The sequence below is a fragment of the Streptomyces sp. NPDC033270 genome, assembly GCF_055576575.1.
This window is the reverse complement of record NZ_JBVIRA010000009.1, coordinates 132,849-145,471: the sequence shown is the minus strand read 5'-3', so window position 1 is coordinate 145,471 and position 12,623 is coordinate 132,849. Positions and strand designations below refer to the sequence as shown.

Genomic DNA, 12,623 nt, shown 5'->3' with positions numbered 1-12,623 from the left:
GAGCCATTGAGCGATTGAAGAAAGGGCGAGAAATGAAGGGGGTAATGGCACATACAATCTCGCAAAACCCCGTCGGGGACGCCGTTCTTCAATCATGTACGAATCTGGGGCTTCCGTATCGTGGATGGCATACCAGGCCGTCGGGCTGTTGAGTATGGAAACAATCCAGGCCAACTGCGAGGGCTCGCAGTCACCCAATGGGTGGATTCGGGGTGTGGCCTGGTCCCCGCTCCGACCCGTGCTCTTCGGAAGTTTGCGGCTCCAGCCGAGCCCACAGGGCGCGATCGGCGGAATCGATTGCCCAACTGGGGTGAACAACGGCGCGGGATGGGATGCTGAATCGTTCCAGCTGTGGACACTGGCTTAGCAACAGACAAGACCGAAACGTCTCATTCATCACCCCCAAGACCCCGGGTGACAGTCGAGTCATCTACGCGAATGCGAAATCTGACGTCTACGCCTGGGGCAACAGCTACGGTCCGGCGTTCTGCGTTCAAACCAAATTCGCCATGTGCTACGTCTGGGATGAGGACTGGAGGTTCCGCGGGAGGTGGGAGAAAGGGGCGGGTTACGGCGAGGCGTTCAATATCGAAATTAGGCACAACCATGACAAATTTGGGCTCACCGTGAAAGAAGACGGCATTATCGAGCCCTACTACCTCCGACACCGCGGCGAGGCGAGGCGAAGGTTCTCCTGCCTCGCCGCTCTGCTGTCCCTGCTCCGAGGCCATAGGGCATCAGAGTGTCGCGGCTGAGGGAGTCACATGCCTTCGCGTCATGGACTTCAACATCACCGCGGAGGAGGACGGCTCCGGCGCGCGCTGGACGGTGGCGACGGAGGATGTGTCGCTGGTGGCGTGTGCGATCGCGGCCTGAGACTGCGGCGTGGCGCGAGCAGGTGGACGGCGACGTCAGCTTCGCCGCACCGGGGGACGAGGCCCACGAAGGCGTGCGCCGGGTGCTGGCGAGGTGCACCCCGTGAGTCGGGGGCCCGAACTGCCCGGTCTGCCGGCGTCGCTTGACGAACTGGCGGCGCGGCCGGTCTGAGCGCGGCCGGCCCGGGCCCCCGCGGTCTGCGGCGGGGGCCCGTCTGCTCAGCGGCCGAGCTGTTTGCGGCCGACCCGGCGCAGGCGGCGGCGCTGGGAGGAATCGAGGGTCAGATACGCGACGGCCGGGACGCCGACCATGACCAATACGGCCGCCCAGAAGGGCAGCAGCCACAGCAGGATCACTCCCACCGCAACGCCGCCGATCGCGACCTTCGCCTGTGTGGACATCCTTCACGCCCCTTTCGCGGCGCCCGCCGCACTCTGTGTACTCCATTGAACGCCGTTTCCACGCCGCAGGTTCCCTGTACGGCGCCGCGGTGCTGTACCCTCGGGCGCTTCAGGCGCCATTAGTCAAACTTGAGGAGTCCCGGACCCAGTGCCCTCCCTCCCCACGGTCACCCCGGCTCGGCCCGCCGAGCTCGCCCGCTGTGCGGCGGTCTTTCTGCCGTCGGATCCGCCACGAGCCGGGCGGGTCGCCTTCTGGCGCCCCGACGGCGAGCCCGTCGCCGACACACCGCACGACCGGCTGGGCGTCGCCCTGCCCGACGAGGACGGTGCGGTCGAGGTGTGCGAGGTCCCCGCCCTGGTGCTGCCCGTCGCCGACGCGCTGCCCGTGCTCACGCGCGCCCGGGCCGCCCGGGGCACCCATCCGGCGGCGGCCTTCTGGGGGGCCGCGGCCGTGCTGGCGCTCCAGTTGGCGGCACGCGGACGGCTGCTGCCAGGGGTGAGCCCCGAGGGATTCGACGCCTGGCGGGCGGGTCCGCTCGATCCGGGGGACGTCGGGCGGCTGCGTGAACTCGCGGCCGCGATGCCGCCGTACGCGCACGCCGTCCCCCTTGCGGACAGCGACCCGGTGGCGCTGCCCGACCCCGAGCGGCAACTACGGGCCTTCCTCGACGCGGTGGCGGACGGGCTGCCCCGCTCCCCCGCCGCGGCGCTGGTCACCGGCGCGCCGGCCTTCGCGGCGACCGCGCCCAGTCACGTCCCCGAGCAGCGCGCCTGGGCCGCGGACGTCGCCGCCGGCCATGACGCGGGCGTACGGATCTCCCTGCGGGTGGAGGTCCAGGGGGTCGAGGTCCAGGGGGTGAACGGCCCTGGCGGCGAGGACGCCTCGCGCACCCCCGGCGACACCGCTTCCTCCCCCTCCTTCACCGCCGTGCTGCAGCTGCACAGCCTCACCGACCCGGCGCTGGTCGCGGACGCCGCCGAGGTGTGGGTGGGAACCTCGCCGGCGGGGCAGGCGTTCGGGCCTCGGGCGCGGATGGACACGCTGCTGACGCTGCGCCGCGCGGCCGGCGCCTGGGCTCCGCTCACCCCGCTGTTGTCCGCGGCGGTGCCCGACGCGCTCCAGCTCGCCGACGAGGAGGTCGCCGAGCTGCTCGGGCCGGCCTCGCGCGCGCTGGCCGCCGCCGGAGTGCAGGTCCACTGGCCGAAGGCGCTGGCACGCACCCTGACCAGCCGGGCCGTGGTGGGGCCGCCCGACGCGACGGACGGCACCGATCCGGACGGGCCGGAGTCGGCGCTGCCGTCCTTGCTGTCGGCGAACGCGCTGCTGTCGTTCAGCTGGCGGTTCGCGGTCGGCGACCAGGAGATCGGCAGGGCGGAGCTGGACCGGCTCGCCGAGGCGGGGCGGCCGCTGGTCCGGCTGCGCGGCCAGTGGGTGCTGATCGACCCGGAGGCCGTACGGGTCGCACGGGACCGCCGGGACCGCAAGGTCACCCCGCTCGACGCGCTCGGCGCCGCGCTCACCGGCAGTGCCGAGGATCCGGCAGGCGGCCGTGTCCAGGTGCAGGCCTCGGGCTGGCTCGCCCGGTTGCGCGACCGGCTCGCCGACCCCGAGGGCGCCGACGACGCCCCGGTCCGGCAACCCGCGGCGCTCACCGCGACCCTGCGCGACTACCAGCTGCGCGGTCTCGGCTGGCTGCACCGGATGACGTCGCTGGGGCTGGGCGCCTGTCTCGCCGACGACATGGGACTCGGCAAGACGATCACGCTGATCGCGCTGCATCTGCACCGGCAGCAGGAGCGTGCGTCCGCCGGTCCGACCCTGGTGGTCTGCCCCACCTCCCTCATGGGCAACTGGCAGCGGGAGATCGAGAAGTTCGCGCCGGGCACACCGGTGCGCCGCTTCCACGCCGGGCGGCGCAGCCTGGCGGCCCTGGCGGACGGCGAGTTCGTCCTGACCACGTACGGGACGATGCGCCTGGATGCCGCGAAGCTCGCGGAGGTGGACTGGGGGCTGGTCGTCGCCGACGAGGCGCAGCACGTCAAGAATCCCTTCTCCGCGACCGCCAAGGCGCTGCGGACCCTGCCCGCCAAGGCCCGGGTGGCGCTGACCGGCACCCCGGTGGAGAACAACCTGTCGGAGCTGTGGGCGATCCTCGACTGGACGACGCCCGGCATCCTGGGGCCGCTCGGCCGGTTCCGTACGCGCTGTGCGCGGGCCGTCGAGGGCGGCGTGGCGGCGTCCGCGGAGGCGGGCGCGGCGGCCGAGCACCTGGCCCGGCTGGTGCGGCCCTTCCTGCTGCGCCGCCGCAAGTCCGATCCGGGGATCGCGCCGGAGCTGCCGCCCAAGACGGAGACCGACCGTGCGGTGGCGCTGACCAGGGAGCAGGCCGGGCTGTACGAGGCGGTGGTGCGCGAGGGGCTCGACGAGATCTCCGGGACGGACGGGGTCGCCCGCCGCGGGCTGGTCGTCAAGCTGCTCACCTCGCTCAAGCAGATCTGCAACCACCCCGCGCAGTATCTGAAGGAGTACGGCCCCGGGGACGGCGCGGCGGCCGTCACGGTCTCCGGGCGCTCGGGGAAGGTCGAGCTGCTGGACGAGCTGCTCGACACCCTCCTGTCCGAGGGCGCGAGTGTGCTGGTGTTCACGCAGTACGTGCAGATGGCGCGGCTGCTGGAGGCCCATCTGGCGGCTCGGGGAGTGCCCACGCAACTGCTGCACGGCGGGACGCCGGTGGCCCGGCGCGAGGAGATGGTGCGGCGGTTCCAGGACGGTGCGGCGCCGGTGTTCCTGCTGTCGCTGAAGGCGGCCGGTACCGGGCTGAACCTCACCCGGGCGTCGCATGTCGTGCACTTCGACCGCTGGTGGAACCCGGCCGTCGAGGCGCAGGCCACCGACCGCGCGTACCGCATCGGGCAGACCCAGCCGGTGCAGGTGCACCGGTTCGTCACGGAGGGCACGATCGAGGACCGGATCGCCGAAATGCTCTCCCGTAAGCAGCGGTTGGCGGACGCGGTCCTGGGATCCGGCGAGGCCGCGCTGACCGAACTCACCGACGCCGAGCTGGCGGACCTGGTCGCACTGCGAGGGAGCGAGCGATGAACACACCCGGGAACGACACGGCGGGATACTCCGACGGGGCCGCGGCGGCCGCCTCCGAGCGGACGTTCGCCGCGCTGCCGGCGACGCGCGGCCGGGCCTTCGCGCGGAGTTGGTGGGGACAGGCCTGGCTCAAGGCGCTGGAGGACTCCGCGCTCGACGGCCAGCAGGTCAAACTGGGCCGGCGGCATGCGCGGGCCGGTGCGGTCGGCGCGGTGTCGGTACGCCCCGGGACGATCACCGCGCTGGTCCAGGACCGTGACCACACGCGCCACCGGTCCGACGTCCTGCTGCAGCAGTTGAGCGCGGCCGACTGGGACCGCTTCCTGGACCTGGTCGCGGACCGGGCCGGGCATATCGCGGCGCTGCTGGACCGGGACATGCCGCCGGTCCTGGTCGAGGACGCGGCCGCCGCCGGGATCGAACTCCTGCCGGGCATCGGCGACCTGGAGCCGGAGTGCGACTGCGGGGCATGGGACCACTGTGCGCATTCGGCGGCGCTGTGCTACCAGGTGGCGCGGCTGCTCGACGAGGACCCGTTCGTGCTGCTGCTGTTGCGCGGCCGGGGCGAGCGGGAGCTGCTCGACGAGCTGCAGGCGCGCAGCGCGGCACGGGCGGCGGTGCCCGCCGGCGAGGACGCGCCGGCCGCGGAACCGGGTGCGGGGGTGCCGGCCGCCGAGGCGTACGCGGCGCGCGACATTCTGCCGCCGCTGCCCGCGCCACCGCCGCCGGTCGACACTCCAGGTGCCGCACCGGCGCTCGGCGGCGGCACCCCGCCCGCGCCCGGAGTGACGGTGGCCGCACTGGAGTTGCTGATCGAGGACACGGCCGAGCGCGCCCGGCAACTGCTCGCGGACGCGCTCGGCGCCGGGCACCCGGACAGTGTGCCGCCGCCCCCTCTGACGCCCGCCCAGGACGCGGTGCGCATGGCGGCGAGGGGCCTTGGGGAGGAGATATCGACGCGGCTGGCGGCCGGTTCGGGGCGCGATCCACGGGGTCTGGCGCTGGCCGTACGAGCCTGGGAGCTGGGCGGCGCCGCCGGGCTCGCGGTCTTGGAGGAGGAGTGGACACCGGAGCCGGAGGCGCTGGCCCGGGCCGCCGGCCGGCTCGCGGCCGCCTGGGGGGACGGCGAGACCCGGCCACGGCTGCGGGCCGCCGGCAACCGCTGGACGGTGGTCGGCGGCGATGCCCAGCTGCGCTACGGGCGGGACGGGCGCTGGTGGCCGTATCGCAGGGAGGGCGGGCGGTGGGTGCCCGCGGGCCCGGCCACGGACGATCCGGCGGGCGCGCTCGCGGGGCTGTCGGCGCAGGAGTGAGCGGTCCGGGGGCGGCGCGGCCACGGGCCGCCTGCGGGGCGGGGGCGGTCGCCGGACCGGGCTGGCCCGATCCGCCCCATCCGGCTGCGCCGTGCCCCCGGCCGTGATTCGCTGAGCCCACCCCCCGCCAGGCAAGTCGCCCGCAGCAGGAGGACCAGTGACCGGTACTTCGCAGCCCGCGCCGCAGCAGCCGGCTTACGGACAGCCGCAAGGGACCGCCGACGACACGCACCGCGCACCGCACCCCCCTGGCCGCCCGCACCCCCGCCTCCGGTACTACGAGGACCGCTCGCCGGGCAGCGGAGCGCTGCCGCCGCGTGCCTGGTACGCGAGATCGGACGCCGCCCGGCTCTCGCTGCACGGCACCTGGCGGTTCCGGCTGTCGGCGCGCGCCGACGCCGAGGACGACGCGTTCACCCGCCCGGACTTCGACGACGCCCAGTGGCAGCAGCTGCGGGTGCCGGGCACCTGGGCGCTCAAGGGCTTCGGCGCGCCCGCGTACACCAACACCGCCTACCCCTTTCCGGTCGATCCCCCGAGGCTGCCGGACGAGAACCCCACCGGCGACCACCGGCACGTCTTCGATCTGCCCGACGGCTGGGACGAGGGGCCCGCGGTGCTGCACTTCGGCGGGGTGGAGTCCTGCGCCCGGGTGTGGCTCAACGGGCGGGAGCTGGGGCACTTCAAGGGCAGCCGGCTGCCGCACGAGTTCGAGGTCGGGCATCTGCTGCGGCCGCGCCGCAATGTGTTGGCGGTGCGGGTCCACCAGTGGTCGTCGGGCAGCTATCTGGAGGACCAGGACCAGTGGTGGCTGCCGGGCATCTTCCGGAACGTGTCGGTCCACCGCCGTCCCGAGGGCTCGGTCGTCGACCACTTCGTGCACGCCGGGTTCGACCACGTCACCGGGCGGGGCACGCTGCGCGTGGAGTGCGAGCCCGGCGGGCGGGTGACCGTACCGCAGCTGGGGCTCGATCTGGCGACCGGACAGAGCGCGACGGTCGCGGTGCGCCCCTGGACCGCCGAGGAGCCGCACCTCTACGACGGGGAGCTGGTCACCGCCGGCGAGCGGGTCCCGCTGCGGATCGGGTTCCGTACGGTCCGGGTCGAGGACGGACTGCTGAAGGTCAACGGCCGCCGGATCCTGCTGCGCGGCGTCAACCGCCATGAGTTCCACCCGCTTTACGGGCGCACCGTCGGCCCGGAGACGATGCGCCGCGATCTGCTGCTGATGAAGCGGCACAACATCAACGCGGTGCGCACCAGCCACTATCCGCCGCACCCGGCGTTCCTCGACCTCTGTGACGAGCTGGGCATGTGGGTCGTCGACGAGTGCGATCTGGAGACGCACGGCTTCGCCCAGCAGGGCTGGCGGGGCAACCCGGTCGACGACGAGCGCTGGGAGCCGGCCCTGCTCGACCGGGCCCGCCGGATGGTCGAGCGGGACAAGAACCACCCCAGCGTCGTGCTGTGGTCGCTGGGCAACGAGTGCGGGACGGGCCGCGGGCTCTCCGCGATGGCCTCCTGGATGCGCGAGCGCGACCCGTCCCGCCCGCTGCACTACGAGGGCGACCGCAGTTGCGCCGACACCGACGTCTACTCCCGGATGTACGCCGACCACGCCGAGGTGGAGCGCATCGGGCAGCGCGCCGAGGAGCCGCTGGCCGATCCGGACCTCGATGCCCGGCGGCGTGGACTGCCCTTCCTGCTCTGCGAGTACGCGCACGCGATGGGCAACGGGCCGGGCGGGCTGAGCGAGTACCAGCGGCTGTTCGAGACCTACCCGCGCTGCCAGGGCGGGTTCGTGTGGGAGTGGATCGATCACGGGCTGCGGCAGCAGACACCGGACGGTGCGGTGTTCCACGCCTACGGTGGCGACTTCGGCGAGGAGCTGCACGACGGGAACTTCGTCTGCGACGGGCTGGTCTTTCCCGACCGGGTGCCCTCACCGGGCCTGATCGAGTTCAAGAAGGTCGTCGAGCCGGTGCGGATCGCGGGTGAGGCCGCGGGCGACGGCCGAGCGGACGCGGTCCGGATCACCAATCTGCAGGACTTCGCCGGCCTGGGGCACCTCGACTTCGTCTGGCGGTACGAGGTGGAGGGCGAGGTGCGCGGACACGGGCGGCTGGAGGTGCCGGCGCTGGCGCCGGGCGAGTCTGCCGTGGTGGCGCTGCCGAAGGCGCCGGCCGAGGAGGGGGACGAGGGCGAGGCCGTCTGGACGGTGCGGGCGGTGCTGGACGAGGACGCCGCATGGGCGCCGGCCGGGCACGAGATCGCCTGGGGCCAGGTGCCGGCCGGCCGGCGCCCCGTCGCCGCTCTTCCGGCGGCCACCGCCAGGCCGCGCCGCGGTGAGGGCAATGTGATCCTCCTCGGCCCGGGGACCTTCGACGCCACCACGGGGGCGCTCGGCTATCTGGACGGCGTACAGCTCCGCGGCCCCCGGCTGGACGTCTGGCGGGCGCCGACCGACAACGACGAGGCTGCGCCCTGGCAGCCGGGGCCGCGGCCGGCCACCGAGTGGCGGCGGCTCGGTCTGCACCGGATGCGGCACCGCGTCGATGCCGTCGAGTCCGGCCCGCAGGCCCTGGTGGTACGGACCCGGGTCGCGCCGGCCGGGTCGCCCCTGGCGCTGTGCGCGGTCTACCGGTGGAGCGCCCACCGCGAGGCGCTACGGCTGGAGTTGACCGTCGATCCCGAGGGCGACTGGCCGGTTGCGCTGCCGAGGCTGGGGGTGCGGATGGCGGTGAGCGGCAGCCTGGGGTTCGCGGAGTGGCTCGGCGGCGGGCCCGGCGAGGGCTATCCGGACACCCGGCAGGCCACGCAGCTCGGCCGCTGGGCGATGCCGGTGGACGCGTTGCAGACGCCGTACGTCCGGCCGCAGGAGAACGGTGCGCGGCCCGGGGTGCGCTGGGTGCGGCTGACCCGTACGGACGGCTCGGGCCTGCGCATCGAGGGCGACCCGGACTTCTCCTTCTCCGCCCGTCGGTGGACCGACGAGGAGCTGACCGCGGCCCGGCACACCACGGACCTGCGGCCCGGCGAGGACCTCTGGCTGCATCTCGACCACGCGCAGCACGGCATCGGCAGCCAGTCGTGCGGGCCGGGGGTGCTGCCGCAACACCGGCTGGAGGCGGCGCCGGCGCGGTTCTCGTTCGTGTTCTCGTCGCTGCGCTGAGCGTCGCGGGGCGCCGGGGCGGGGCGCCGGCCGCCGGCGGTGTCAGTGGCCGGCGCTACGATCCGAAGGAGAGCGGACGACCGGCGCACCGGGCCGGGAATCCGGCGGGCCGGGCGGGAGATCGCCCGGCCGGCACCGCGCATCGAGAGGCTTCGCACCATGGTCAGCACCTCCCCTTCGCTCGCCGACGCGCTCGCCGCGGGGCCGGTCGTCCTCGACGGCGGGCTGTCCAATCAACTGGAGGCCGCCGGAGCCGACCTCAGCGACGCGCTGTGGTCGGCCCGGCTGCTGGCCGAGGAGCCGCAGGCCGTCGTGCGGGCACATCTGGCGTACTACCAGGCCGGGGCGCAGGTCGCGATCACCGCCAGCTATCAGGCGACGTTCGAGGGCTTCGCGCGGCGCGGCATCGCCGAGGAGCAGGCCGCGGAGCTGCTGCGGCGGAGTGTGGCGCTGGCCCGCGAGGCGGCCGGGCTGGCACAGGCCGGCGGGATCGCCGGGCCGCTGTATGTGGCCGCGTCGGCGGGTCCGTACGGGGCGATGCTGGCGGACGGCTCCGAATACCGCGGCCGCTACGGCCTGTCGGTGGCGGAGCTGGAGCGGTTCCACCGACCGCGGTTGGAGGTGCTGGCCGCGGCGCGGCCCGACGTGCTGGCGCTGGAGACCGTGCCGGACGCCGACGAGGCCCGGGCACTGCTGCGGGCGGTCCGCGGGCTCGGGGTGCCGGCCTATCTGTCGTACAGCGTCGCGGGGGACCGCACCCGGGCCGGGCAGCCGCTGACCGAGGCGTTCGAGGTGGCCGCCGACGCGGACGAGGTCATCGCGGTGGGGGTGAACTGCTGCGCGCCCGACGACGCGGACCGGGCGGTGCGGACGGCCGCGCGGGTCACCGGCAAGCCGGTGGTGGTCTACCCCAACAGCGGGGAGAGCTGGGACGCCGAGGCGCGGGCGTGGTACGGCAACCCGGCGTTCGGCGCGGACCGGGTCGCCGGCTGGGCGGCGGACGGCGCCCGGCTCATCGGCGGCTGCTGCCGGGTGGGGCCGGACGTCATCGCCGGGCTGGCGGCCGGGCTGGGCCGCTGAGGGGCGGCCGGAAAAGCGGGACCGTCGGTCGGTTAGGACGCGTACGCGGGTCGAAGGCGTTACACAGACGCAACCGAAGCGGCGGCGACAGCCCTCCTGGTGGGTGGCAGGATGCAGCCACATCGCAGCACGCACCACATGGTTGATCTTCGTCCCGCACTGGAGGACCGGTGTCCGCTCGCTCAGCGTTGCCCGTCATAGCCGTTGCCGCGGCCGTCGCCGTCCTGGCGGGGTGCACCAGCACCAAGTCCGACGGGAAGAAGGGTTCCGGCGGCCTGGAGCTGGTCTCCTCCGGCACTCTCAAGACCTGCACCCACCTTCCGTACGCGCCGTTCCAGGTGAAGAAGGACGGCAAGGTCGTCGGGTTCGACGTGGACCTGGTGGATCTGGTCGCCAAGGACCTGGGCGTCAAGCAGGAGATCGTCAACACGCCCTTCGAAGGCATCGAGACCGGTCAGGACTTCACCGTCCGCAAGTGCGATCTGGCCGCGGCCGGCATGACGATCACGCCGGCCCGGGACAAGGTGATGGATTTCTCCGACCCCTATTTCAACGCCACCCAGGCGCTGTTGACCAAGAAGGGGAAGTCCTACAAGAAGGTCGAGGACCTCAAGGGCAAGAAGCTCGGCTATCAGAAGGCCACCACCGGCGGGATCTACGCCAAGGAGCACGGCAAGGGCGTCGAGCTGGTGGAGTTCGAGGATCTCGGGCTGCTGCTGACCGCCGTGAAGTCCGGCCAGGTCGATGCCGGTATCAACGACAACGGTGTGCTCTTCGACTATGTGAAGCAGAATGCGGACACCGAGGTCACCGCGGAATTCAACACCGGTGAGCACTACGGAATCGGCGTGCGCACCGGCAACGACGCCCTGCGCAAGAAGATCAACGAGGCCATCAAGAAGGCGAAGTCCGACGGAAGTTACGACCGGATCTACAAGAAGTGGTTCGGCACCACACCGCAGAGCTGAGGCCGGTCCTGATGCCCCTGTCCAAAAGACGGCGCGCGCGGCTGATCCGCGGCGTGCAGTACGGCGTCCTGGTGGTCGCCGTGGTGGTCATCGCGCTGGTCGCCGACTGGCACCAGCTGCGGTCGGCGTTCTTCGACGTCGAGGTCGCCAAGGCGCTGTTCCCCGACATCATCACCACGGCGCTGGTCAACACGATCCTCTACACCCTGCTGGGATTCGGGTTCGGTCTCGCGCTCGGCCTGGTACTGGCGCTGATGCGGCTGTCGTCGGTGCCGCCGTACCGCTGGCTCGCCATCACCTATATCGAGTTCTTCCGCGGAATCCCGGCGCTGCTGGTGTTCATCGCGCTGGGTTTCGGTGTTCCGCTGGCCTTCGAGGTCGCGCTCGACATGAACGTGACGGTGATGCTGTCGCTCGGCCTGGTGGGCGCCGCGTATATGGCGGAGACCATCCGGGCGGGAATTCAGGCGGTACCCAAGGGCCAGACGGAGGCGGCGCGTTCGCTGGGGATGTCGCACGGCCGGGCGATGGTCTCGATCGTCATTCCGCAGGCGTTCCGCATCGTGCTGCCGCCGCTGACCAACGAACTGATCCTGCTGACGAAGGATTCCTCGCTGGTCTATCTGCTGGGGCTGGCGCTCCATCAGTTCGAGCTGGCCAACTTCGGCCGGGACGCGCTCAATGAGCACAAGAGCCTGACCCCGATCCTGATCGCCGGGCTGCTCTACCTCGTGATCACCCTCCCGCTGGGCCAGCTGGTCCGGCGGCTGGAAGCCCGTACGGCGAAGGCCAGGTGAGCTGCATGACGACGGACCGGGCGGCCGCGTCCGCCGAGGACGCGAAGGCCATCGACGTACAGGGCCTGCGCAAGGCGTTCGGCGAGCTGGAGGTGCTGCGCGGGGTCGACTTCTCGGTGGCGCACGGCGAGGTGGTGTGCGTCATCGGGCCCTCGGGGTCCGGGAAGTCGACGTTGCTGCGCTGCGTGAACCTGCTGGAGGAGCCCAGCGCGGGACGGGTCACGGTGGCCGGGACCGACGTCACCGACCCGGACGTGGACATCGATCTGGTCCGGCGGCGGATCGGGATGGTCTTCCAGGCCTTCAACCTCTTTCCGCATCTGACCGCGCTGGAGAACCTGACGATCGCTCAGCGGCGGGTGCTGCGCCGCGACCGCGCCGACGCGGAGCGGATCGCCCGCGCCAATCTGGAGCGGGTCGGGCTGAGCGACAAGGCGGCGGCCTATCCGGCGCAGCTGTCGGGCGGGCAGCAACAGCGGGTGGCGATCGCCCGCGCGCTGTCCATGGAACCGGAGCTGATGCTCTTCGACGAGCCGACCTCGGCCCTCGATCCCGAGCTGGTCGGCGATGTGCTGGCGGTGATGCGCGGGCTGGCGCGGGACGGCATGACGATGCTGGTCGTCACCCATGAGATGAGCTTCGCCCGGGAGGTCGCCGACCGGGTGGTGTTCATGGACGGCGGAGTGATCGTCGAGGAGGGCACTCCGGAGCAGGTGGTGGGCGCTCCCCGGCACGAGCGGACCCGGACGTTCCTGGCGCGGGTGCTGGATCCGGCGGCCGCCGAGATGGGCGAGGTCGCGGACCCTGGCGGGGAAGCGGCGGTCAAACCGGGCTGACCGTTCAGGGGCCGCGACGCCCTCCGAAGACCGGGGGTGTCGCGGTCGGCGACCGCCGCACCCCGCCCGTCGTGGGGGGG

8 protein-coding genes are annotated in these 12,623 nt (G+C 72.7%); 7 read left to right on the top strand and 1 reads right to left on the bottom strand.

The window, feature by feature from the left end; genetic code table 11:
- Nucleotides 1–1,094 precede the first annotated feature (1,094 nt).
- A complete protein-coding gene (locus tag ACZ5XZ_RS15585; RefSeq protein WP_384429271.1) occupies nt 1,095–1,277 on the bottom strand; it encodes a hypothetical protein in 183 nt (60 codons plus the stop codon).
- 148 nt (nt 1,278–1,425) lie between these two features.
- On the opposite strand from ACZ5XZ_RS15585, the gene ACZ5XZ_RS15580 reads away from it, so the two are divergent.
- The 7 genes from ACZ5XZ_RS15580 to ACZ5XZ_RS15550 all read left to right on the top strand — a co-directional run bounded on the left by ACZ5XZ_RS15580 (nt 1,426) and on the right by ACZ5XZ_RS15550 (nt 12,543).
- Nucleotides 1,426–4,377 (top strand): DEAD/DEAH box helicase, encoded by a 2,952-nt coding sequence (locus tag ACZ5XZ_RS15580; RefSeq protein ID WP_468978060.1) that lies wholly within the window; start codon nt 1,426–1,428, stop codon nt 4,375–4,377.
- Nucleotides 4,374–5,690: an SWIM zinc finger family protein gene (locus ACZ5XZ_RS15575; protein ID WP_468978059.1), complete on the top strand. Its 1,317-nt coding sequence runs from the start codon at nt 4,374–4,376 to the stop codon at nt 5,688–5,690. Before ACZ5XZ_RS15580 ends, ACZ5XZ_RS15575 begins: the two co-directional genes overlap by 4 nt.
- 157 nt (nt 5,691–5,847) lie before the next feature.
- The gene (locus tag ACZ5XZ_RS15570; protein ID WP_468978058.1) at nt 5,848–8,862 is read left to right on the top strand and encodes a glycoside hydrolase family 2 TIM barrel-domain containing protein; all 3,015 of its coding nucleotides are present in this window, start codon (nt 5,848–5,850) and stop codon (nt 8,860–8,862) included.
- Nucleotides 8,863–9,021: 159 nt separating this feature from the next.
- On the top strand, nt 9,022–9,942 hold the full coding sequence (gene mmuM / locus ACZ5XZ_RS15565; RefSeq protein WP_468978055.1) for a homocysteine S-methyltransferase: 921 nt from the start codon (nt 9,022–9,024) through the stop codon (nt 9,940–9,942).
- A gap of 170 nt (nt 9,943–10,112) precedes the next feature.
- Nucleotides 10,113–10,910, top strand: a complete 798-nt coding sequence (locus ACZ5XZ_RS15560; protein ID WP_468978053.1) for a basic amino acid ABC transporter substrate-binding protein — start codon at nt 10,113–10,115, stop codon at nt 10,908–10,910.
- A gap of 11 nt (nt 10,911–10,921) precedes the next feature.
- Nucleotides 10,922–11,707, top strand: coding sequence for an amino acid ABC transporter permease (locus ACZ5XZ_RS15555; protein WP_468978052.1), 786 nt, complete (start codon nt 10,922–10,924; stop codon nt 11,705–11,707).
- A gap of 5 nt (nt 11,708–11,712) precedes the next feature.
- Entirely contained in the window at nt 11,713–12,543 is an 831-nt protein-coding gene (locus tag ACZ5XZ_RS15550) for an amino acid ABC transporter ATP-binding protein (protein ID WP_468978050.1), read from the top strand.
- The last annotated feature ends 80 nt before the right edge of the window (nt 12,544–12,623 follow it).